This is a genomic window from Paramuribaculum intestinale (assembly GCF_030759015.1).
In the GTDB taxonomy this organism is placed as follows: Bacteria; Bacteroidota; Bacteroidia; order Bacteroidales; family Muribaculaceae; genus Paramuribaculum; species Paramuribaculum intestinale.
Genome location: NZ_CP098825.1, coordinates 2,767,105 through 2,791,633 on the forward strand (window position 1 = coordinate 2,767,105; position 24,529 = coordinate 2,791,633).

Below are 24,529 nucleotides of genomic sequence, written 5' to 3' on the forward strand. Positions count from 1 at the left end.
AAAAAACGAGTCGCTGCTGATTTAGACAATTCCTTAGTCAGCTGTCTGGCTCTCACATCTTGGCGGTGCGATCCATCGGGCGACAGTGGTCGGCGCGATGCGGTGGGCGAGGGCGCGGGGGAGTCGGTCGAAAAACTCGTCGGGCGTGGTGGAGATAAATCCGATGCTTTCGGCTTCGAGGTCGGGGGTATAGCGCCATCGGGGCGTGGGGTTGAACACGAGCGGGCAGCATCCGTGGGCCAGACACTCCATGATGGTCGACGAATAGTGCGATACGGCCACCCGTGTGGCAGCGTAGACTTCGTGCAGTGGCCGGTCGGTGACGTCCACGACGTTGGGAAGCGAGTCGAGGCGATGCCTGATGTGATAGTCGATCTGCGACTCAGGGTGGAGCCGGTACTGTATCGTCATGTCGGGATATCGTAGGGCTGTGGCTACAATCAGGTCATACATCTGCCCGACCATTCTGTGGGAGCTGACGAAGTAGGGCTCCTGCAGGAAGAATGTCACGCTGTGGTGGCTTCCTTCGGCTTCGATCGGATAGGGGTATCCGCCCGTCAGGCACTCCATCTGCGGATTGTAGCTGCGCCATAAACGGTTGAACTCATCTCCCCATGTAATCATGCGCGTGTAGGGCATGTCGACAAATCCGGCATGCATGAATGCCGGCCATCCGTGTTGGTAGCAAACCGTATCGCCACCTCGGGCTGCACAGATTTCAGCCCAGATCTTCCCTATCACCTGACATCCGCAAATGCAACTGAACCGTGGTGGCTCAATGATCGAGTCGACCAGTTTTACCGTGTTGCAAAAAGAGTAAAACACCGGAAAATATTTTTCGATGAAATCGTTTCGGTAGAGACGCATGCGTAGATCGTGAAATCTGACGGCAGTCATTTCCGGCGGTAGTCCAATGTGTTGATAATCTATCTCGTTTTCGCTGATGATCACAGCGCTTTGGCTGCTTGACCTGATCCATGGTATCAGACAGTGGGCCATCCGCTCGAAGTTGGCATAAAACACCTCTCTGCCGCGTAGTGGCGACAAGGCTTCAGTCCATGAGCGGGCGTCGGATGTGAACGGTAGCAGTTCCTGAGATATTACGTCGGTGTCTGCGGGAGGTGGAAGCGTGATAAGCGAGGCAATGACTGTCTCGGCTCGCTCTCCTTCACTTCTTCTGCGGCAATATTCATCGCGCAGCGAGTAGTTGATGTAGTTGACGTAACTTTCAAGTGAGTTACTTACATTGACATCGCCCATCACAATAGACTCTTTGTTGGTTGTGATCCATGCTCTTACGGAATCTTTCAGTAGTGTAAAAAATTCCGTAATGAAAGTGTCGGGCTGTGTCGGGCTAACGGGCATGATCAATGATCGGTCAACGTTTCTTCGGCTGTATCATGAAACGGTATTGCACGTGAAGGAGGGCGTAGCGTGGAAGTACGTTGGTGTATGTTTCGGTGCGTCCCTGTGCATTGACGTTGTAGCTGACGTTGCTGAGCTGGTTGAGCAGGTCGAATCCGTCAAGCATGAAGGTCCATCGTCCTCCATTGGTCGAGTATGCGAGGCGTGCGTTCCATACAAGATCGGTGGTGTTGAGCGACGGATCGGAATAACCCCGGCGGGTGTAGACGTTGAAGTCGCTCGACAGTTCGAAATTATAAGGCAGCACGATTTTGCCTGCCAGTGTGGCCGTGGTGTTGGTGGCTGAGAAGTTGTTGAAGCCTGTGCGTGTGCCTCTGGTGTCGCGCCAGTTGACGTTGCCGTTCACGCGTAGTTCATGCTTGCCTATCTGCCACGAGAGGCCGAGAGTCTGTCCGAGTATGGTGTTTTTGACTGCTGTGCGGAGCGTTTCCGATCCGGCGGAGCCTACCATGTCGGCGGCTCTTAGGTATGTGGCCTGAGTGATTGAGCTGAGTGTGAACTGGTCGATCTGTCCGAATGTCTTGGAGTAGTAGTTGTTGAGTCCTACGTTCCAGTTGCCCGAGGTGTTGTAGGCCTGATATGTGCGCACACCGGTGGCCGGATCATAGCTGTAGCCGTTGACAATGGCGTTCTGCTTGATGTCTGTCGACAGCACCAGACGCTCGCTGTAGCGGTGTCGGCCGCTCCGATATCTGTACCATTCGAGGTTGATGATATTGTCAGCCTCGTTTTTCAGATCGGTGGCTCCCTTGAATAGGTTGAGCGGATCGCGCAGGTTGGTGACATCGACCAGACGGTTGAGTTCTACCTGACGGATGTTGCGCTTGTATTCGAGTTTGACATGCTGTTGTCCGGTTTTGTATATGAGGTACATCTGCATGACCGATATGTCAAGACCGTTTTTCTTCACTTTCTGGCTGACGTCGCCCTGCTCGTAGTCGAGTGTCCGCCAGCGGTAGTCGACCGAGGGATTGAAGTGGACGGAGATGCTTCGGTCGTCGTCCAGTTCCACCTGGTGGTTGAAGGTGAGCTGCACTCCTGCCAGGTTCTGCCGCTCGGTGCTGAAATATGTCTGGTCTCGGTTGAGCGATGTGGGATAGTTATCGGGCAGTCGTCCGAACACTCCCATGTCGGTAAGCCTGTCGAGTTGATACAGGTAGGAGTCCTTGGTGTGGTTCGATATGCTCCATCGCGGCTGTATGTCGATCGAGCCGTTGTTGTTGTAGATGTATGTGTAGTTGGGTGAGGCAAACAAGCTCCATTTATGGTCGGGAGCGTTTTTGGCATACTGGTAGTCGGTCGTTCCGGGACGTCCGCTGTTGCCGTAGCGAATGTCGTAGAGATCAAATGCTCCGTAGTGGTTGGCGTTGTAGGCGGCGTCGACATACAGGCCGATAAGATCCGGGCTGTATGACATTTTTCCTTCTGCCGAAGCGCTGACTCTTGCATTCATCGTGTGACCCGACATCGACGAGCGTTGCACGCTGGTGTTGACCGTCTTGTCGGCAAGCGATACGGCTTGCCCGTTGTGAATCTGTTCGAGCAGCAAGGCCGTAGCTTCGGCAAGTTCTTGGTTGAATGTTCCTGAAATCTGGCTCGATGCGCGGTCGCGCTTCGTGTAGTCGAGGTGTTGGCCTATGTAGATATATTTGTTTTTGGGGCGCAGTTTCAGCTCATTGTCTGTGGTCAGGGTGAGATTGTGGCCAATGGCGTGTGCGAATCGGTTGTCGTAGGTGTCACCCGAGGGGATGAAGTTGGTGATGTCGGTGGTGGTGATGTCGTTCGAGCGGGTGTGTTCGGCGGTGGTATTACCGGAAAATTCCCAGCTTTTGTCGTCGCGGGCCGATACGTAATAGTCGAGTCCGGCCATTTTCGTGCGGAAGTCGCCTGGCGTGCGGGTGATGCTCCACGAGTCGTTCTGTCCGGGGGTGCGCGAGTCGTTGAGATTGTTTATCGCTCCAACGAGCGTCAGGCGCGAGCGCGTTGTGTACCACATGCCGAAAAGCCGTCCCAGATATCGGTCAGCAGTGCCGCCGCCGGCCTCTGCGTTGAAGATATATCCGCTCATATATTCACGTTTGAGCCTGACGTCCATCACATACTCTTTGTCGCCGAGATCCTGGCCGGCCAGCATGCTGCGCTCTCCGAGCCTGTCGTAGACGGCTACGTTTTTCACCGTATAGGCTCCGAGATTGTTGAGCATTATCCTTTTGTCGCCTTTGAAGAAGTCTTTACCGTTAAGCAGCAGGCTTTCGACGTATTTGCCGTTTACGTAAATCTGGCCGCCGTCGCGAAGCTCCACTCCCGGAAGCTGTTTTATGAGCGCGTCGAGCATTGATCCCTTGGCGAGTTGAAATGCGTCGGCATTGTAGACGAGAGTGTCGTTGTTTATGTAAAATTTTACTTTCGAGGCGGTTACGGTCACCTCGTCGAGCTGTCGGGCCTTGCGGTAGACTGCTATCTCCGGCAGTTCACGCTCCACTTCGCGTCCGCCTACATGGGCTATTTCCACGCTGCTGCTTGACGGCTCGTAGTCGTTGTGTTCCACTACAAGAGTATATTTTCCATGACTGCGTGGCACTTCGCAGATATAGTCAAGCACAAACACCATGTCGCCGCCCTGCGATTTATAATAGGCCTTTGGCTTTGCCTTCGATATCGTATCGCCTGAGGCTGCGTCGAGAAGCACTACTCTGGCTCTCTTGATCGGTTCCAGGGTCAGACCATCTACCACGTGAGCTTTCAGTTTCAGTGTCGCATTTTCATCGGCCGCAGCAGTGAATGCCACCGCCAGCATAGTCAATATGGCAAAGAGTATTTTTTTCATGATTTGTGAAGTTAAGGGTTTGGGATTGGTTTCTGGCGGCAAAGATAATGATTCCACAGATGACTGTCAATATTGTCTTTAATCAGTGGACAGTCGGCGGGTGGATCTCCGCGTTCGAGTCGTTTGATGCGCTCATAGGGACAGCCTCCGTTGCATGCAGGAAACAGCAAGCATTGCAGACAATTTGGGTCTTCGAGAGGGTCTGCTTTGGTTTTATATGATATGAATAGGGACTCATTTGTCAGATTCTCGCTTATGTTACCGTATACTCTCGACGGATTTCCTACATCGTTCCAGCATCCATACAACTCTCCTTCCGGCCCTATGACATACGTGGCGCGCTTGCGGATGGCGCATTCCATGCGGAATGATTGTGGGTAAAAGCTGTCAAACACCAGTCCGTGTTCATTGAACATCTTGATGGCAAATTCTCTTCTCTCGTTTCTGTTGTACAGGTTGCAGGTACCCTTTTCCGTTGAATCGCCGGTAAAGGCTGGAAACACGCTTACTTTACCATCAAATTCCTCTGTGATAAATTTATACAAAGTAATAAATTCCTGATCGTTTTCGTGGTCGATGTTTACTCTTATGCCGATTCGCATGTCGGGGGCGAATTCGCGTAAGAGTTTCATCGAGGATATAATTCTGTCGAATGTCGCTCCTCCGTTTTTAAGACACCGGCGGCTGTCATGCCGCTCTTTAAGTCCGTCAAGGGTGATCTGCATAGAGGTTATATGCAGGTGTGATATTCGTTTTGCCACATCTTCGTTGACCAGATAACCATTGCTGATTATTCCCGCATCGTATTCAAGGTCTAACGACATGAGTTTTTTAGAAAGACTTTCAATACGATCGAAAGCAATAAGCGGTTCGCCGCCGAACCAGGTTATGCGCATTGATTTGGCTTCGCTATGGCTCTTGACAAAATCCACTATGCGATCCTCGGTTTCAGTCGTCATTGTTTTGCCATTGTGATCGTATTCAAAGCAATAGGGGCAGGCAAAGTTGCACACGAGAGTCGGATTTATTGTCAGCGCAAGATGTGAGTGGTCGAACCGGGTGGAACGAGTGACATATTTGATTTTATTCACTTCGAATTCATCATCGGCGATGCCTTTTATTTTCAAGAGCATACCTTTGATGTCTTCAGGTAGTGTGGAGGTATCGTCACCGGCATGCAGCTTTGATAACAGATCAAAGGACTCCTTGTCCAAAGCCACGAAAGCGTTGGACAAGGAATTATAAAGAAGGTTGACATTTTCTCGCGAGAATAGATGGTTGAAACGAGAAAAGCGGTTTTCTGCCATGTGTTGACGGTTCGTTAGGGAATGATATAGTTCTTACAGGTAGCAGAATGTTCGGCGCAGAATGATGAGCCGGTGGTCGATCCATGGCAATCGCTGTCCTTGTTAAAACCGTTCAGATGCGAGTCCAGCGAGCATGTGGTCTCTTTGTTTCCGATACATTGTGTGTACTTGATTTCGCAAAGCACACCTCCCAGGATGTGGGATGTTCCAGACGCGGAGATTGTGATCTCCGGTTTGGGCAGTTCGATGAACTGGAATTTTTCAATCTTCATGATTAAAAGTTTTATATGTTGATAATTGGGTTGATTATTGAATCATCGTGATGGCTTTAGCCAAAGCCTCTGCTTTGAGCCAGTCGATGGATTCGTCGATGTCAACGTCGGTGCCCGGCGATGTTTCCACAATCTCGATGCGTCCCGACAGCAGCGAGCTTGATCGTTCGATGGCTCCGACCGACGACGCATAGAAAGCGCCGGTTTCGATGAGCGTGCCGCTGAATGCCTGACGCATCGGCTTGGCGTCGAGCCGGTAGCTTGCGGGTGTTCCGTCGTGATTCCAGACGAAGCGTTTTGTCCGCAGGCAGGCTATGTAGGAGTCGGCCTTTGCGGCGTCGATGGATTGTCGCAGCCGCCGGAAGTCGTCGGGCGATGTGAAGGGCGATGTGGCCTGTGCGAGCACGAGCATATCGTCTGGAGCGGGTCGGATAGCGTCGATAAACTCTCTGACCACTTCAATTACCGGCGCGGTGTCGGTGGCCGACTCCGCGCTGCGTCGGTAGACCCTCACGTGTGGCTTCGCCTCTGCGAGATATCGCTCTGCGCGGTCGTCGTCGGTGGCCACCCATATTTCGGCGGCGGTGTGCGAAGCCGTGATCGCGTCCACGACCCATGCCACGAGAGGCTTTCCTCCAAGAATCTTCATGTTCTTGTGGGGCACACCCTTGCTTCCTTTGCGTATGGGTATGAGGTAAATCAGTCGCGGCATATCGGCTGTCAGTTTTTTGAGGCGATCGTGAAGAGGAAATCTGTCAGGTGTCAGAGATCGATGTGTCCTGTCAGCGTGTATCCGTCGCCACGCAGTTTGATCACAACGGTCTGGCTTGAGGATGAAGCGAGCGCGTCTATAAATGTCTCTTTATTGTCGAATACCTGTAGGCAGGCCAGCCCGTCGGCGTCCCATATTTCGAAGGTGTCGGCGTTGTTGACCTTGTCCGAGGCACTCGTCATCGTGTGCGCTTTCGTGTCGATGATGCATACAACGGGTCGTGGAGCAGTGCGATGCCCTTTGTCTTTGGTATCAGGAATAGGATCTGTTGTCTCTGGAGCCGACTCCGGAAAAAGAGTTACTGGCGTTTCGGCTGCAACGGAAAACATTAATGATCCGAGGAGGCATATAACCCCAAATAAGATGCGTTGCGTCATGCTTCTGTATTGTTTTATTATTACAGATGCGAATGTATCAGATTTTCAAGGATAGTCAGCAGATATAGACTTTAGTTTTTATTTAGTTTTTGTTTGGTGAAATTTTAGTTGGGGTTAAACATTAGAATATCAGAATTGTAGCGTGGGTGTTCTCGGGGCGATACTTATATGGCCAATGGCTGTTGGTAAGTATTCAAAGATTTTGAATAAGTGTGTCAACTAATGAAGGGTTGAGTTTTCCACACATTATTTTTTTTCCGATGGATGTGCGTCGGAATGTGATTGTAGATGCGTGGCGTCCGAACAGTTTACATTGATCTGATGGTCTGACTCCTGCTTTTATGAGAAAAATGGTGTGTAGTTCCTCTATGTTAATCCTTCCACTTGAAAGAGTGCGGATTTTTTTATCAAAATCGGGTGATACTTTTTTGATCAACTCATGAAGCTCGTCCCAAATCGGATCGTTGTCATTTAATGTCTTGTTCTGAGATATGGCATTCTTCAGTTTGGCATAGACCTCGGAACAAAGAATGCTTTCTGGAATTGAATACCGTTTTTTCGATAGTTGGTCTAGCGACCGGATATATTCATTCAATTCGTTTCGGTATTCTGTAATTTCTTGGTCATCGTTAATATTATCTTCCGATTGTGATGTATCGCCAGCGTGATGTGTGTTTGATGATTTTATTGAGCATGCTTTATTCAATAGATTAAGCCGATAGTTGACGTCAAGAAGATCTGTCTTCGATTTTTGATAGCGGTAACGAAGATACATAATCATACCAAACGCGCCCATCAATGCAGAGATGGTAACAGCCAGTATGATCGACAGTGTACGTTTTTTATTCTCAGCTTGCTGGCGCATTCTTTCGTGGAGCGAATAGTCATACATAGAGGCCTGAATAATTGCAGACTGTTGTTCGTGGGCATTGTAGTGGCTCTCCGTTATTTCAAGATACTTGTCAAAATAATAGTCAATGGAGTCTGGATCAAGATATTGCCTGACTTCTGGTTGCACAAGTATATAGTATGCGATACGTAGATTGTTCTCTGAGCCGGTTTGCAGCATTTCTTTAGCATATTGTGCAGCATCCTCGCCCCTGTGTAGCTTTAGGCATGATTTAGCAAGATATGCGAGTATGTAATTCACCTCATTGACTTCGGCCTGATCATGCAGTTTACTCAATATTTCGTAAGATTTCTGATAATTGTGACTCTCATATTGTAGAGTTCCAAGTTCCGACAGGGCTTCTATTGTATCCTTCGTGCTTGTATTCCGAGCAACGTTGAGTGCTTTAATATAGTGCTTTTCAGCCTCCCCGAAATTTCCTGTGCGCACCATTATGTTGCCAATGAGTGTTCTGTCGTATATTGAGCATATTGAGTCCCCGGTGTTCAGACTGCATTTCAACGCTGTTTCTGCAAACGGAAGCGCTTTTGAGTACATTCGCAGGTTCAACATTAACCGTGCTGTCTGACTGGCTATACTGGCTCGCAGAATGTTATTGTCTTCCGGGTCGTCGGAAATGCGGTCGAGTGCGTCGTGGAAGTATCGCAGTGCGGTGGGGTAGTCTCCGAGGTCGGAGTAGACGCGTCCGGCGTAGTAGAGCGCCTCCGTCATCTTTGGGGAGCGTCCGAAGTGGTTGATGACGTCGAGTATCAGGCTGTCGGAGGTGTGTACAATGTAGGCCTTGTCACGGGCTTTGACAGTGAGGAAATTATAGTAGTGCCGGTCATAGTCGCCGAGTGTCGCCGGGTCGATGGCAGCGAGCGAGTCGATGGCAGCTTGCGGCCCGGTGTCGACGCTCAGCGTCAGGCGTTGCAGCCGCGGGTCGGATGGCTGCTGGCGGGTGCATCCGCAGGCAATGATCGCAATGGTGGTGATTATGAGTAGTAATGTGCGGTTCATGGCATTGATCCTCATGCCGCAAAGATAATCATTTATCCTCAATGCGCAAAACACGAGTCGCGGCCGTCCGCCGTCGATTCATCCGGTGGCCGGATCGCCCGGACGGCGACCGACATCTTCCGTAGCGATGTTGCTGTCGGGGGGAATACGAAGGCGGCGTGCCGGGCGCCCAACGTATGGTGGGGAGGCCGGCACGCCGCCGAATGTGTGATGTCGCTTTGCTGTGTCGCGTCAGTCGCGGCTGTTGCCGAAGAAGCGGAGCAGGTAGAGGAAGAGGTTGATGAAGTCGAGGTAGAGGCTCAGTGCGCCGAGTGTGGCGAGCTTGCCTGTGGCTTCAAAGGGCGATGTGGCGGCCCACTGTTTGATCTTCTGTGTGTCCCATGCGGTAAGGCCTACGAATATTAGCACTCCGAGTCCTGAGATGATCCAGTCGAAGGTGGAGTTGGCCCAGAACATGTTGATCACCGCGCAGATGATCAGTCCGATCAGCGCCATTATCAGGAACGATCCCCAGCGTGTGAGGTCTTTGGTGGTGAAGAAGCCGTAGATGCTCATGGCGCCGAATGTTCCGGCGGTGATGAAGAATGTCTTGGCTATCGACACGTGGGTGTAGACGAGAAAGATGGGGAACAGTGCCAGACCGTTGATCACGGCGAAGAGGAAGAACAGGGCTGTGGCTGTCGATGACTGCATGCGGTTGATGCCGCCCGATATGGCGAACACCAGCACGAGTTCGGCGATGAACAGTCCCCAGATCATCCATGAGTGCTGTGCGTAGAACGAGAGCACGGCCGGCGATCCGGCGCAGAAGAAGCTGACGAGGGCTGTGACGAGCAGTCCGAGGAACATTTTGAGATATACTCTCTTCATGACCTGCGACACACGGGTGTCGAGGGCGTCGACGGCCGGCTGACGGCCGCTGTTGTTGTTGAAATAGTCGGGATAGTTGTTCATATTCTTTTTGATATGTGTTGTTGTAGTTGTTTACATGCGTTCGGGCACCTTGATGCCGAGCAGATCCATGGATGTGCGGACGGTGTCGGCAGTCATGCGCGAGAGGGTGAGGCGCATAGCCCTGACGGCCGCGTCATCCTCCTTGAGTATAGAGCAGTCGTGATAGAACTGGTTGTATTCCTTAACCAGATCGTAGGTGTAGTTGGCAATCACCGCCGGGCTGTAGGATCGTCCGGCTTCTTCCACGGTGGCGGGGAAGTCGGCGAGGCGCTGTATCAGGGTGATCTCGCGTTCGCAGGGCTTCACTCCGAGATAGCCGTCGGTGGCCATGCCGGCTTCTGCGGCCTTGCGGAGCACCGAGCGGATGCGTGCGTAGGTGTATTGTATGAAGGGTCCGGTGTTGCCGTTGAAGTCGATCGATTCCTTGGGGTTGAATGTCATGTTCTTGCGCGGATCCACCTTGAGGAGGAAGTATTTGAGCGCTCCCATGCCGACGGTCTCGGCTATTTCGTCGATCTCCTCGGGGGTACAGCCGTCGAGTTTGCCGAGTTCGGCGCTGACCTGGCGTGCGGTAGCGACCATCTCCTCCATCAGATCGTCGGCGTCGACCACCGTGCCTTCGCGGCTCTTCATCTTGCCTTCGGGCAGCTCCACCATGCCGTAGGAGAAGTGCACGAGGTCTTTGCCCCACTTGAATCCGAGGCGGTCGAGCAGCAGCGATAGCACCTGGAAGTGGTAGTTCTGCTCGTTGCCGACGACGTAGATCATCCGGTCTATCGGATAGTCCTGATAGCGCAGCTTGGCGGTGCCGATGTCCTGTGTCATGTAGACCGATGTGCCGTCGGAGCGGAGCAGCAGCTTGTGGTCGAGTCCCTGGTCGGTGAGGTCGGCCCATACCGATCCGTCCTCCTTGCGATACATCTTGCCGTCTGCGAGTCCTTCGAGCACCTTCTCTTTGCCTTCGAGATAGGTCTGGCTTTCGTAGTAGATCTTGTCGAAGCCCACTCCCATGCGGTCGTAGGTCTGGTCGAATCCGTCGTAGACCCAGCGGTTCATCATCTCCCAGAGCCCGCGCACCTCGGGATCTTTTGCCTCCCAACGGCGGAGCATGGCGCGCGCCTCCTGCATCAGCGGCGATGCGGCTTCGGCCTCCTCCTTGGTCATCTGCTTCTGCTCCATGAGCTGGGCCACCTCGGCCTTGAAATGCTTGTCGAAGAGCACGTAGAAGTCGCCGATGAGATGGTCGCCCTTCTTGCCGGCTTTTTCGGGGGTGACGCCTTCTCCCCACTTCTGCCATGCGAGCATCGACTTGCATATGTGTATGCCGCGGTCGTTGACGATGTTGGTCTTCACCACACGGTTGCCGCAGGCGGCGAGTATCTGCGATATGCTCCATCCGAGGAGTATGTTGCGCAGGTGTCCGAGGTGAAGTGGCTTGTTGGTGTTGGGCGATGAATATTCCACCATCACGAGCGGGCTCTCGGGAGTGGCTTCCCTGATGCCGTAGCGGGGAGTGGCGGCTATATGCTCGAGTACGGTCGACCAGAATGCCGGCTCGATGACTATGTTGAGAAATCCTTTGATGACGTTGAAGCGGTCCACTGCCGGCTCGTTGTCGACCAGCCACTGGCCTATCTCAGCGCCGGTCTGTTCGGGGCTTTTGCGTGCGGCCTTGACTAAGGGAAACACCATAACGGTCAGGTTGCCTTCGAATTCCTTGCGTGTCGGCGCCGGTATGATCGATCCGGGCGCCGCGTCGAAGCCGTAGAGCTGTTTGACGGCCTTGGCCACAGCCTGGGCGATGATGCTGTCGATTGACATAATTATGAGGTTTTGTTGTTGAATTATCTACAAGAGTGCAAAGTTAATGATTATTTTGTTGCGAATGATGGATTTTTGCTAACTTTGCGGAATTGAACGTGATGTGTCAACATCCATTAATTCAGGTCGGCCATGTGCGGCCTCCGGGATTTATTCTTACAGTGGACACGATAATGACCAGTATAGCTATGATCAGGAGAATTATGACAGCGATATGCTGCATGGCCGTGGCCGTGGCGGCGTCGGCCATAGATTTCAACCCGGAAGAGCTTTACCGGCGGGGCACTCTGCCATGGTGGGGAGTCAGAGCCTCGGCGTCGGTGGCTTTCCCGCTTCACGTGAAGTATGCCCGCATACCGTTGGCGAGCGGAGCCATAGGTCCCGACATAAGCGTCGGCGGACTCTACCACATGCCTATACGCGAGCGGTGGTATCTGGAGCCCAACGTGGAGGTCTACTACAATCATCTCAAGACCACCGGCTCCATAAAGACCGAGCCGGCCGGAGTAGGCATAACCGAGGCCACGCTCGGTACTATCGGCATGCGTGTGCCTATATATTTCGGCTGGAGCCATACATGGCGCGGCCACCGATCGTTCAGGGTGTTCGCCGGCCCGCAGTTCGACTTCCGTTTCTACACCCACTTCAGCTGCGACGGCCCCACAAAGATATTCCAGGGCACCACAGCCCGCCCGCTCTACGGCGACTACGGCACCGACCTCGACGTCCGCGCCGGGCTCGGCTACATGTGGGGGCACTACTACGTCGGAGCATCGTTCAGCTACGGCATAGTGCGGCTGACCAAGAGCGACTTCGGAGTGAAGCGCGGCCGCCTGATATCGGCCACCGTGGGCTACGATTTCTGAGCGCGACATGACGTGAATCATGACGTGCTCCGGCATGTCGGAAATTTTTTCAGAAAAAACAGGGCGGCGATGTAACTTTTCGCCGCCCTGATGTGTCATAGGGGTGAACAGCTTTTTTCATACCCCGATTTTTACGGAATTGCGGATCGCGGCCGGAGAGGGCGCCATGGAACCTTCTCCGCCGCTCTGCAAGAGCGCGAAAATCAAAGCAAAAAATATCACTATCACTCTTATGATACGAATCAAACCTCTTGCAGCCGCTTTTCTGGCTGTCATCATCGCCACTCTCCCCGCCGCAGCCGTCATCAAAGTGACGCCCTCCGACAAGTATGTGACACGTGTGGTCACCTGCCCGGATTTCAACAAGCTCGTCACCAACACCTCTATCGACATTGAGTATACCGTAGGCCCCAAAAGCGTGAAGCTCTACGCTCCCGACAATCTCATTGACTACATGCAGGTGACGTCAACGCGCAAAACGCTCTCCGTCGCATGGAAAAACAACGGCGACCTCCTCATCAGCGGCCGCTGGACCGCCAAGATGATAGTCAGCGCTCCGGCCGGATCGGTCAACGAGTTCATTACCAATTCCTCCGGCGACGTTGTCATCAAGTCCAATCTCACCGGCGCAGTGAATTACTCCTTCATCACCAACTCCTCGGGCGACATAAAGCTGGGAGCGGTCGACGCCTCGAAAGCCGACGTGAAGCTCATCACCAACTCTTCGGGCGATGTGTCGGCCACAAGCGTTACAGGAGGCAATGTCACTCTCGGCAGCAACTCTTCGGGTGATGTGTCGGTCATTTCGGTCAAGGCTTCACAGTCGGCGTCGATGCTGGCCAATTCGAGCGGCGATGTCAAGGCCGGCAAAGTGCTGTCGGCGAGCATCTCGGTCGTGTCAACGTCGTCGGGCGACGTCAAGGCCGGCAACGTTTCGGCCGACAATGCCATAGTAGAGAGCCGTTCGAGCGGCGACGTCAGTGTCGACGATCTGATATCCGATGTGGTCACCGTGAGAGCCGTTTCGTCGGGCGACATTATAGTTGCCGGCAAAGGACGCACGGTGCAGATCACGTCGGGCAGCACCTCCGAAGTCAAGGCCAAGGGGTTCAAAGCCATGGACCTGACGGTGGAAGCGTCGTCGTCGGGCGAAGTGGAATGCTATGCCGTAAGAAAGCTGGATGCCACCTGCACAAGCACCATGGCCGAGATAAACTGCTATTCAAAGCCAGGGATGGTCACCAAGAGAGGTGCTTACACCGAAAACATCAAGACAGGCCGGTGAATCTCTCTCACGCCTGATCCGGAGTCGGCAGCCATCAGTATCATCACACCCGCATGGAAAGAGATCGTTTTGAAGAAGAAGCCCGACGTGTGCGGCCGCGCCTTGTCAGCGAGGCGCGCCGCCTGCTGGGCGATCCCGACGACGCTGACGATGCTGTGCAGGATGCGATGCTGAAGCTGTGGTTTTACCGCGAGCGTCTCGACGGCTACTCGTCGTTCGACGCCCCGGCCATAGTGACTGTCAGGCGTGTGTGTCTCAACCGCCTGAGGAGTCTGAGGCCTCACGCCGACATAAGCGAAGCCGAACGCACTCTTGACGGCGAAGCCGACGGCCGTGATTTCCAGGCACTGATGCAGGCCATCGACATGCTGCCCGGTGTGGAGCAGGCCGTATTGCGGATGCGGCATATCGACGGCATGGAAATTGAAGAGATAGCCTCCATATCATCATCCACTCCCGGGGCTGTGCGCACGGCTCTCTCGCGTGCGCGACGACGGGTCCGCCAACTTTATACACGAATCTATGACTGACATCAATATCAACGACATCGACCGACTGCTGCAGCGCTTTTTTGATGGTTTCACCACTATCGAGGAGGAGAAAGCGCTCGAGCGGTTCTATGCATCCAGCCCGCGTCTGCCGAGGCGTCTGGAGCGCTACCGCTCCATGTTCGGATGGTATGCCTCCGGCATGACCGCCCCGCTCCCGTCGGCGCGGCCGCGCCACAGGGCAGTGGTGTGGATCAGTTCGGTCGCAGCGGCTGCCGCAATGGCTCTTGTAAGCCTGAGCGCCATGCGCCATACATCGTCCGACAACATGATGATGGCCGGAGTCATGGCCGACTGCTCCTCGCTGACCGAAGAGGTCTACGTCATACGCGACGGTCACCGTGTGAACAACCCGGGAATTGTCGATGAAGAGATCGCGCGGACCATCATCGAAGTGGGGGAGATGGATCTCGAAGTGGAACTGCAACGGATAGAACTGTACGAAATACAATGAATACGAACATGAAAAGAACGATAATGTCGCTCGTGGCGTGTGTCGCGCTCTGCTTCGCCGCCTCAGCGCAGAAACAATGGCATCAGGATCTTATCAATACGGCCAGCGCGTCGCCGAGCGCCGACGTCAACGCCGTGGTCAACCGCGACAATATGACCGGACGTATCAAAAACGCACGCTACCGCATATATCTTCAGCCTGCATCGGCCGAAAACGTGCGTCGACGGCTTATCACTCATCAGAAGGAGGCCGGCATGTATTCGCTCGACTCCAAAAAACTGGTGATGAGCTTCGATGACGCCGGAGTGCGCACCAACTACAGCCTGTCGCTCAAAGGGCGCAAGCGTCTGTTGCTCATCTCGCAGCAGCCATCGTCGAGCGCGGTTGCCGACGACACTCAGTCGGTTTCGGTCTATTCATCTGACATCTCCGTAAGTGGTGAAAGCTACAACGAGATGCTCCGTCAGGCCGCCGAGGCGCGCAGACAGGCTGCCGAAGCCCACAGACAGGCTGCCGAAGCCCGGCGTCAGGCCGCCGAGGCGCGCAAAAAGGCCGGTGAACTGCGCCGTCAGTGGACGGCTAAAAAGGGTGTGTCGGTCAAGCGTAGCAATAATGCCGTCACTCTGATACAGAATGATCCGACGCCTTCGCAGAAGCAGGAGCTCAACAGCCTCGAGGAGTCGCTCCGCAAAGAGAGCGAGCGCCGGCGCCGGGAACTGCAATAAGAAGCACCCGAAGGACGGTGTGTCTCGCAGTGAGTGCTTTCTCACCATGAGGATAGATACTTTAGTGACTGAAAAAAATAGCTGACTGAGGTCAGCCGGAATTCTTGCCTTATTGGCGGCGTTGTGTCGGGTGACTCCGATGCAGCGCCGCTTTGCGTTTTGTTGATGTTGTTTAACATCTGTTATCTGATTTAGGGCGGTTTCCGATAAAACAATACATCGTTTCAGGTGTTATATATGGTTGAGAGAACATAGACGAGCGGCGAGTTCGTAGAGGTCTCCGTAATTCCATTGATCACAAAAACAAAACATTATTTATTGACGCGATGGAAAATAAAGGACAATTCAGCATGAAATCTCTGTTGCGCAAGGCCGGCGGAACCCGCAAGAAACGCCGTGCATGGCTTTCGATCATACTGGTGCTGCTCATAGTGGCGGCGGCGCTATGTTTCCTTCTGCGCCCCAAAACCCAGGAACCGCCTCTGCCGAAGGTGGAGGTGGAGACCGTCACCACTGGCGACGTAAATATCTACGGCGAGTATGTGGGCCGCATACGCGCCCAGCAGTTTGTAGAGATACATGCCCGTGTGGAGGGCTACCTCGAAAAGATGTGTTTCAAGGAAGGATCGCATATCGACAAGGGTCAGACACTCTTCATAATCGACCCGAAGGTGTATCAGGCTCACGTCAACAAGGCCCGTGCCATACTCAACAAGGCGCAGGCGCAGGCTCGCAAGGCCAAGCACGATCTCGACCGCATAACCCCACTGTATGCCCAGAACGCGGCCTCGCAGCTCGATCTCGACAATGCCACCGCCGCCTATGAGTCGGCCATGGCCGAGGTCACTGTGAGTCAGGCCGATCTCACACAGGCTGAGCTGACGCTGAGCTACACCCGGGTATCGTCGCCTATCGCCGGATATATATCCGAGCGTGTGGCCGATATAGGCACTCTTGTCGGTCCGTCGGGCGGCAAGTCGTTGCTGGCCACCGTGGTGAAAAGCGACACTGTTCGCGTTGACTTCTCCATGACCGCTCTCGACTATCTGCGAGGCAAAGACCGCAATGTGAATCTCGGCAGCAACGATCCTAACCGCAAATGGAATTCGTTTGTGACCGTGACGCTGGCCGACGGATCGCAGTATCCCTATCAGGGACTGGTGGATTTCGCTGATCCGCAGGTCGATCCCAAGACCGGAACATTCTCCGTGCGCGCAGAGATGCCCAACCCCGACCGCAGCCTGCTGCCGGGAGAGTTCACCAAAGTGAGGGTGCTGCTCGATGTGCGCGAGAACGCTGTGGAGATCCCCTACAAGGCTCTTGTGATAGAGAAAAACGGCGCTTACGTGTTTGTGGTGCGTCCCGACGGAGTTGTCGAGAAGCGCTTCGTGGAGATCGGTCCGCAGACAGGCAACAATATCATTGTGGAGCGCGGCCTCGCCAAGGGTGAGAAAATAGTGGTGGAGGGCTACCACAAGCTGTCGCACGGCATGAAGGTCGACGCCATCGTGGCGCCCGCCGACTCCGTGGCTGCATCTGTCAATGTCAATATGCCGGCCGACAGCGTGCCGGCGCCGGGAAAGGAGGGCTGATATGCGCAGGAATTTCTTTCTCGACCACCCCGTTTTCTCGATCGTAGTATCGATCGTGATATTCATCATCGGTCTTATAGGTCTGGTGATGCTCCCTGTCGACCAATATCCGCAGATCGTGCCACCGGTGGTGAAGATAACCGCCTCCTATCCGGGCGCCGACGCCATGACGGTCACGCAGGCTGTGGCCACACCTATCGAGCAGGAACTCAACGGCACTCCCGGCATGATATATATGTCGTCGTCAAGCTCCAATTCGGGCGGTTTTTCGGCTCTGGTGACGTTTGACATAGATGTCGATCCCGAGCTTGCGGCCGTGGATATACAGAACCGTATCAAGAAGGCCGAGGCGAGGCTTCCGGCCGAGGTGGTGCAGAACGGCATCTCGGTGTCGAAAGAGACGGCAAGCCGTCTGATGACAATCACCGTCATGAGCGATGATCCGAAGTTTGACGAGGTGTATCTGAGCAACTATACCACCCTTAATGTCATAGACCCGATACGCCGTATTCCGGGTGTTGGCAGTGTGGGCAGTGTCGGAGGCCGCTACTATGCAATGCAGATATGGGTCGAGCCCGATAAGCTCGCCAATCTCGGCCTGACGGTCAAGGATGTGCAGAATGCCCTGAAGGATCAGAACCGCGAGTCGGCCGCCGGAACACTCGGACAGGCGCCAATGACCGATATCGATGTGACCATGCCCATAATAGCCCGCGGCCGCCTGTCGACGGTCGAAGAGTTCGAGGATATCGTGCTGCGTGCTGATAACGACGGCTCGATGATACGTCTGCGTGATGTGGCCAGGGTGTCGCTTGAGGCCTCGAGCTATGCCACCGAGAGCGGTATCAACGGCGGCAATGCTGCTGTGATCAACATCAATATGCTCCCCGGCTCCAACGCCATGGAGGTGGCCGAGGCTGTAAAGCGCGAGATGGAGGTGATAGCCCGCAGCTTCCCTGCCGGCATAAGCTATGGCATACCGTTCGACATGACGACATATATCGAGCAGTCGATCCATCATGTCTACCGCACGTTTTTCGAGGCGCTGCTGCTGGTGATAACCGTGGTGTTCCTGTCGCTTCAGAACTGGCGCGCCACACTGATACCTGTCATCGCCGTGCCGATCTCGCTCGTGGGCACATTCGGAGTGATGCTCATATTCGGCTTCTCGCTCAATATGCTGACCCTTCTCGGTCTGATACTCGCCATCGGCATAGTGGTCGACGACGCCATCGTGGTGGTGGAGAATGTGGATCGTATAATGAACGCCGAGAAGATATCGGCGTTTGAGGCTACCGCCAAGGCGATGAAAAACCTCGGGAGCGCTCTTGTGGCCATGTCGCTCGTGCTGTGCGCGGTATTCGTGCCGGTGAGCTTCCTGCCGGGCATCACCGGTCAGCTCTACCGACAGTTTACGGTGACGATCGCCGTGTCGGTGGTGATCTCTACGGTGGTGGCTCTGACTCTTTCGCCGGTGATGTGCGCCAAGCTGCTGCGTCCGTCGCATGGCCGCAAGGCAAAGATATTCCGTCGCATAAATGTGTGGCTTCTGCGCGGCAACCGTTTCTACGGACGCGCCATAGCGCGCACGCTTTCACATCCGCGCCGCATGTATGCCGCTTTCGGTCTGGCGCTGGTGTTTATCTATCTGATGAACTCTTTGATGCCACGCAGCTTCATGTCGCAGGACGACCAGGGCTACTTCAATGTGGAGCTTGAACTGCCTGAAGGAGCTACGATAGAGCGCACGCGTGAGGTGACCGAACGGGCCATGGACTATCTTCTCGCCGATCCCGACGTGGAGTATGTGCTCAACGTCACTGGCTCGTCGCCGCGCGTGGGATCCAATCAGGCGCATTCGCAGCTCACCGTCATACTCAAGCCGTGGGGCGAGCGCAAGTCGGGCGATATTGCCGAAGTGCGCAGCCGCGTGCACGACGCGCTGTCGGTCTACCCCGAGTGCAAGGTCTACGTGTTCTCCCCTTCGATCATTCCCGGTCTGGGAACATCGGGCGGATTCGAGATGGTGCTCGAGGCTCGTGCCGACGCTTCGTATGCCGATCTGCAGAGTGCCGTCGACACTCTTAAGCTCTATGCCTCGAAAGCAAGCGCCATCACCGATCTGTCGACATCGATGCAGGCCGACATACCGCAGCTCTACTTTGATGTGGACCGCGACAGAGCAAAGATGCTCGGCATCCCCGTGAGCGATATATTCTCCACGATGAAGGCCTTTACCGGATCGATATATGTCAATGACTTCAATATGTTCAACCGCATATACCGTGTCTACATACAGGCCGACGCGACCTACCGCGCACGGCGTGAGAACATCGGTCTGTTCTTTGTGAAGAGCGCCGACGGCACTATGGTGCCGGTGTCGTCGCTCGGCACATCGAGCTACACCACAGGACCCGGCACGATCGGGCGCTTCAATATGTTCAACGCCGCTACAGTGTCGGGCGAGGCCGCCCACGGCTACAGCACAGGCGAGGCCATGGATGCGCTCGAAGAGATAGTGCGCAAGCATCTGCCCGACAATATCGGAGTGGAGTGGAGCGGACTCTCCTATCAGCAGAAACATGAGAGCGGCAATACGGGTCTTGTGCTCGGACTGGTGTTTCTCTTCGTGTTTCTTTTCCTGGCGGCTCTGTATGAGAGCTGGTCGGTGCCTCTGGCGGTGATACTGTCGCTGCCGATAGCCGGTGTCGGAGCTTATCTCGGAATATGGATCTGCGGACTTGAAAACAATATCTACTTCCAGATCGGTCTGGTGATGCTGGTGGGTCTGGTGGCCAAGAATGCCATCCTGATCGTGGAGTTTGCCAAGGAGGAGACCGACCGTGGCGTGGATGCTGTCAAAGCGGCTCTCAATGCGGCCCGTCTGCGTTTCCGTCCGATAGTCATGACCTCGCTGGCGTTTATGCTCGGCCTTGTGCCGCTGGTGATCGCCTCAGGTCCCGGAGCGGGCGCCCGGCGCGACATCGGCACCGGTGTGTTCTTCGGCATGGGAGTGGCCATAACTGTCGGCATAGTGTTCGTGCCGTTCTTCTTCGTGGCTGTCAACCGGCTTTTCAACCGTCGGCGCGCCGCGGTGAAGGGTGTGAAATAATTTCAACTGATTTTTGAAGGTTACTTATGATGAAATATATTGTTACGACGGTCGTTGCTGCGGCTATGCTTGCCGCCTCATCATGCTCCGGCACCAGGAATCTTGCCAACCCCCGGCTTGACATGCCTGAGGCATACGTGGCGGGCGATACGGCCGCAGTCGACTCGCAGTCGATAGCCGATATCAGCTGGTGGGAGTTCTATGCCGATTCCACGCTGACGAAGATAATGAGAATAGCGCTCGACAATAATCGCGATATCCTCAAGGCCGCCGCCCGTGTGGAGCAGGCGCGCCATCTCTATGGCGTGGCTGTGGCCGAGATGTGGCCTAAGGTGGGTGTAGATGTGGGTTACAGTTACGAAACCAACAAGTACAATGGCGGAGAGCTGAAAAAGGATCCGGAGCATGATCTGAAGCTGCCGATCACGTGGGAAGTGAATCTCTGGGGATCAATGATCCACGCCAAGGACGCCGGCAAAGCGCGCTATGCGGCCTCGGTGGAGGACTACCGCGCAATGCGCATGACGGTGATAGCCGAGGTGGCTACGGCTTATTTCAGGCTGCTGTCGCTCGAAAACGAGCTTGAGATCGTCAGGCGTACTCTGCTGACGCGTCAGGAATCGCTTGAGCAGGCTCGCCTGAGGTTTGAGGGCGGACTGACATCCGAAACCGTCTATCAGCAGGCAAAGGTGGAGTATTCGACAACGGCCTCGCTCGTGCCCGCGCTTGAACTGCAGGTGGCCGCCATGCGCAACACTCTGACAACTCTGATGGGAGAATATCCTCACGAGGTGTTCGATCGTCGGAATACGCTTTTCGGCGCCGAGATGCCGGCCGGGCTTCCGGCCGGAGTTCCCTCCGATCTGCTACGCCGTCGTCCCGACCTGCGCGCGGCCGAGATGCGTCTGAAGGCGGCTATGGCCGACGTGGGTGTTAGCTATGCCGACCGTTTTCCGTCGCTGCGCATCGGGTTTACTCCCGGCTTGGAGAACGACGGGCTGAAGGATTTCTTCAAGTCGCCCTTCACTTATACTCTCGCACAGATCACAGGTCCGATATTTGATTTCGGACGCAAGAAGCGCAAATATCAGGCTATGATAGCCGCCTACGACCAGAGTCGCCTCGACTATGAGAAGGCTGTGATAGGTGCTTTTACAGAGGTTAATACCTCCATTGTGGCCTACAATAAGTATCACGACAACTATCGTGTGAAGGTGGATCTCCGCGATGCGGCCGCCAAATATGTGAAGCTCGCGTGGCTGCAATACCGTGGCGGCACACTCAACTACATTGACGTGCTCGACGCGCAGCGCCGTTATTTCGAGGCGCAGATAGGTGTCAGCAATGCTCTGCGCGACGAATATCTGGCGCTGATCAATCTCTACAAGGCGCTCGGCGGGGGCTGGAGCTGATGTTATTGCCGGTGAGTATGTATCCCGGCTACGGGCTGCTGATCCCGGTCATCCCTATGGACAGGGCGCTGTGTCGGCTTTATTATCGACACAGCGCCTTGTCTATGGGCCGGAGATACGGCCTGCTATGGTGTGATATGCTATTTATGGGTCAGGCAATCGTTGCCGGATCACTCGGCTGCGAGAATCGAGGGGGCGGTGTAGGTGCGTGCCGCCAGTTCCTGATCGAGCATGTAGAGTCCCATGCCGTTGTCGCCCACGAGCTTGAATTTGTCGATGAGCGTGCGGCAGTTGTCCTCCTCTTCAACCTGCTCGGAGACGAACCATGCCAGACGGTCGCGTGTGGCGTAGTCTTTTTCCTGTTCGGCAAGGGCGAACAGATCGTTGATCAGAGCCGTCACCTTGTTTTCATGCTGCAGGGTGTGTTCGAAGGCAGCCAGAGGCGATGCCCACTCTGTCGGCACTGCGTCGATCGGTTTGAGCACCACGCGTCCGCCGCGCTGGTTGATGTAGTTCATGAATATCTGGGCATGAGCCTGTTCTTCCTTGAACTGTATGGCAAACCAGTTGGCAATGCCGTTGCGTCCTTCGGCCTGGAAGTGCATCGACATGGAGAGATACAGGTAGGCCGACCAGAGTTCGGCGTTGATCTGGGCGTTGAGTGCGTCCTGGATTTTGTTGTTGAGCATTTTTTTGCGAGTTACTTATATGTTGAAGATTAAATGCTATATCGTTAGCGAAGTTCATGCATCGTGGCGTCTTACCGGCGTTTGCCGCCTCCTCCACGCCGCTGCTGCTCGCGGAGCATGGCCTGCTGCTGTTTCTGCGCTTCCTCGAGCTTTGTGGCCCAGAATCCTTTCTTGCGGGGCTTCTTGGCATTCTCGCGCATGGTGGCGCGTACCTTCTCTTCGTCGACAAACTTGCGGAACAGGTAGGTCTGCAGAATGGTGATGAGCAGGAAGAGGAAATAGTAGCAGCTGAGTCCGGCGGCGTAGTTGTTGAAGAAGAACAGGAACATCACCGGCATCAGATACATCATCCATTTCATGCCGGGCATGGAGTTGCCTCCGGGCTGCGACTGCATGTTGATGTGGGTATAGATGATATTGACCACGGTCATCAGCAGGCAGAAGAGGCTGATGTGGTTGCCGAAGGTGGAGGATATGAACGGTATGTTGGAGGTCCAGCTCACTATGGCGTCGGGCGCCGAGAGGTCTTTGGCCCAGAGGAACGGCTCGCCGCGCAGCTCTATGGCCGAGGGGAAGAAGTTGAACATCGCCACGAGTATCGGCAGCTGCAGCAGCATGGGCAGACATCCCGACATGGGGTTGGCGCCGGCGCGGCTGTATAGGGCCATAGACTCCTGCTGGCGCTTCATGGCGTTCTCCTGTCCGGGCCATTTGTCGTTGATCTCCTTGATTTCAGGCGCGAGGACTCTCATCTTGGCCTGCGACATGAAACTTTTGTAGGTGAAGGGGAAGAGTATGATCTTGATGAACAAGGTCAGGAGCAGGATTATAATGCCGTAGTTGCTGATAAATCCGCCGAGGAATGTAAATACGGGGATGATTATGAGCGTGTTGATCCATCTGAATAGCGCCCATCCGAGCGGTATGAGGTTGGTCAGGTGGAGGTTTTGTCCGGGATTGATGTCATTCTGCAGGTCGGAGAGGAGCGGATAGAGGTTGGGTCCGAAGAAGAATGTGAATCCTGCCGGAGAGGGCTGTGCCGAAGAGTATTCGAGTGTGGCCTGTGTGTCCATCTCCTTGATATAGTCGGGGTTGTCGTCGAGTTTCTCGCTGTCGACTATAGCGGTGGTGAAGTAGGAGTCAGGGACTATGAGCGAAGTGAAGAACTGATTTTTGTAGGCGATCCATTTCACGCGTTCGTTCACCTCTTTGCGCTCGGTGCTTCCCTCGCTGAGATTCTCCACATCGCCGTTGGCAAACATGTAGTAGAGTGCGCTGTTACGTTCCTCAAACACGCGTCCGGCTTCGTCGCGGCGCATCTTCTGATGCCAGTTGAAGTCGATCGATGCCACGCTCGGCGGTATGATCTGCTGCATGCGCTCCTGCACGATCTCCATGCGGGCTGTATAGCCTTTGGCCGGGAGTGTATAGCGGAGTCCCCAGCGGGCGCCGTCGCCGAGATCGAGCATCATGGTCACGGCCGAGTCACCTTCGGCTACGGGAGTGAAGTAGAACTCGCGTGTGTCGAGCCGCTGTGTGGCGGTGGTGAGCATGAAGCTGTAGCCGTCGGTGGCCGGATCCATCAGCGTAAGCGCTGTGGAGTCGTAGCTCTTGTAGTTGTTGAGCCATGCTTTGCTGATAGCGCCTCCTTTGGTGGATATCTCGAGGGTGACGTCGGGGTTGCTGAGTGTGACGGTGCTCTCCTTTCCCTTGAGGTAGCGTGCGAAGCCCTGATAGCGTGCGACGGCGGCCATTGACTGTTTCAGGTTGCTGACGGCGGCTGCGGCTGTCTGCTGCGGTATGCCGTCGTAGCGTGCGGCGATGATGTCGGCAGCCGCTACCGGTCCGAAATCGGTGTCGACGGTGCCGCCGATAGCTCCTTCGGGCGAGAGTGTCAGGTGGGCTTCACGGGCGTCGAGTGTGTATGCTCCGGTGAGCGAGTCGGCTGTGCCGAAGCGTCGGATTGTGGATGCTATAGTAGCGCGTTCGGCCGCGCTTACGCTGTCGAGTGTCAGCACCTGTGCGGCCTGTGCGGCTTCGAGCCTTGCGGCCTCCTGCTGTTCGGCGATCTCGCGCTGTCGGGCAAGCTCCTCTTCGGAGGGTTTGTTGAGCCACATGAAGCCGAATATCACGGCTCCCATGAGCAGCATTCCCAGTAGGGTGTTTTTGTCCATCTGTATGT

The 24,529-nt window shown here is 54.8% G+C and carries 18 protein-coding genes; 8 read left to right on the plus strand and 10 right to left on the minus strand.

Going from position 1 to position 24,529, the window contains the following annotated elements:
• Positions 1-33 precede the first annotated feature (33 nt).
• The 8 genes from NF347_RS12450 to argS all read right to left on the minus strand — a co-directional run bounded on the left by NF347_RS12450 (position 34) and on the right by argS (position 11,664).
• Positions 34-1,365 (minus strand): glycosyltransferase family protein, encoded by a 1,332-nt coding sequence (locus tag NF347_RS12450; protein WP_306254277.1) that lies wholly within the window; start codon positions 1,363-1,365, stop codon positions 34-36.
• Between the two features lie 13 nt (positions 1,366-1,378).
• Positions 1,379-4,252, minus strand: a complete 2,874-nt coding sequence (locus tag NF347_RS12455; protein WP_107037042.1) for a porin family protein — start codon at positions 4,250-4,252, stop codon at positions 1,379-1,381.
• An 11-nt stretch (positions 4,253-4,263) separates the two neighbouring features.
• Positions 4,264-5,559, minus strand: a complete 1,296-nt coding sequence (locus NF347_RS12460) for a radical SAM/SPASM domain-containing protein (protein ID WP_107037041.1) — start codon at positions 5,557-5,559, stop codon at positions 4,264-4,266.
• A gap of 306 nt (positions 5,560-5,865) precedes the next feature.
• A complete protein-coding gene (locus NF347_RS12465) occupies positions 5,866-6,543 on the minus strand; it encodes an acylneuraminate cytidylyltransferase family protein (RefSeq protein ID WP_107681394.1) in 678 nt (225 codons plus the stop codon).
• 50 nt (positions 6,544-6,593) lie between these two features.
• Positions 6,594-6,932: a hypothetical protein gene (locus NF347_RS12470; protein WP_128702214.1), complete on the minus strand. Its 339-nt coding sequence runs from the start codon at positions 6,930-6,932 to the stop codon at positions 6,594-6,596.
• 241 nt (positions 6,933-7,173) lie between these two features.
• Complete coding sequence (locus NF347_RS12475; RefSeq protein WP_306254278.1) at positions 7,174-8,889, minus strand: tetratricopeptide repeat protein; 1,716 nt, start codon at positions 8,887-8,889, stop codon at positions 7,174-7,176.
• 231 nt (positions 8,890-9,120) lie between these two features.
• Positions 9,121-9,843 (minus strand): Bax inhibitor-1/YccA family protein, encoded by a 723-nt coding sequence (locus NF347_RS12480; protein ID WP_107681491.1) that lies wholly within the window; start codon positions 9,841-9,843, stop codon positions 9,121-9,123.
• Positions 9,844-9,873: 30 nt separating this feature from the next.
• Entirely contained in the window at positions 9,874-11,664 is a 1,791-nt protein-coding gene (gene argS, locus NF347_RS12485; protein WP_107036256.1) for an arginine--tRNA ligase, read from the minus strand.
• 188 nt (positions 11,665-11,852) lie between these two features.
• Between argS and NF347_RS12490 the strand changes: the two genes are divergently transcribed.
• The 8 genes from NF347_RS12490 (at position 11,853) to NF347_RS12525 (ending at position 21,658) form a co-directional block, all read left to right on the plus strand.
• Entirely contained in the window at positions 11,853-12,530 is a 678-nt protein-coding gene (locus tag NF347_RS12490; protein ID WP_133166436.1) for an outer membrane beta-barrel protein, read from the plus strand.
• A gap of 232 nt (positions 12,531-12,762) precedes the next feature.
• Positions 12,763-13,815: a GIN domain-containing protein gene (locus tag NF347_RS12495; RefSeq protein WP_161553796.1), complete on the plus strand. Its 1,053-nt coding sequence runs from the start codon at positions 12,763-12,765 to the stop codon at positions 13,813-13,815.
• Positions 13,816-13,868: 53 nt separating this feature from the next.
• On the plus strand, positions 13,869-14,345 hold the full coding sequence (locus tag NF347_RS12500; protein WP_107036253.1) for an RNA polymerase sigma factor: 477 nt from the start codon (positions 13,869-13,871) through the stop codon (positions 14,343-14,345).
• Positions 14,338-14,817, plus strand: coding sequence for a hypothetical protein (locus tag NF347_RS12505; RefSeq protein WP_107036252.1), 480 nt, complete (start codon positions 14,338-14,340; stop codon positions 14,815-14,817). Before NF347_RS12500 ends, NF347_RS12505 begins: the two co-directional genes overlap by 8 nt.
• 8 nt (positions 14,818-14,825) lie before the next feature.
• Entirely contained in the window at positions 14,826-15,542 is a 717-nt protein-coding gene (locus tag NF347_RS12510; RefSeq protein WP_128702207.1) for a hypothetical protein, read from the plus strand.
• Between the two features lie 350 nt (positions 15,543-15,892).
• Entirely contained in the window at positions 15,893-17,134 is a 1,242-nt protein-coding gene (locus tag NF347_RS12515; RefSeq protein ID WP_107681492.1) for an efflux RND transporter periplasmic adaptor subunit, read from the plus strand.
• A gap of 1 nt (position 17,135) precedes the next feature.
• Positions 17,136-20,246, plus strand: a complete 3,111-nt coding sequence (locus NF347_RS12520) for an efflux RND transporter permease subunit (RefSeq protein WP_107681488.1) — start codon at positions 17,136-17,138, stop codon at positions 20,244-20,246.
• 26 nt (positions 20,247-20,272) lie between these two features.
• On the plus strand, positions 20,273-21,658 hold the full coding sequence (locus NF347_RS12525) for a TolC family protein (protein WP_237613024.1): 1,386 nt from the start codon (positions 20,273-20,275) through the stop codon (positions 21,656-21,658).
• Between the two features lie 170 nt (positions 21,659-21,828).
• Here NF347_RS12525 and NF347_RS12530 read toward each other — a convergent pair whose 3' ends face one another.
• Positions 21,829-22,347, minus strand: a complete 519-nt coding sequence (locus tag NF347_RS12530) for a ferritin (protein ID WP_107036249.1) — start codon at positions 22,345-22,347, stop codon at positions 21,829-21,831.
• Positions 22,348-22,418: 71 nt separating this feature from the next.
• A complete protein-coding gene (yidC, locus tag NF347_RS12535; protein WP_107681487.1) occupies positions 22,419-24,521 on the minus strand; it encodes a membrane protein insertase YidC in 2,103 nt (700 codons plus the stop codon).
• Positions 24,522-24,529 lie beyond the last annotated feature (8 nt).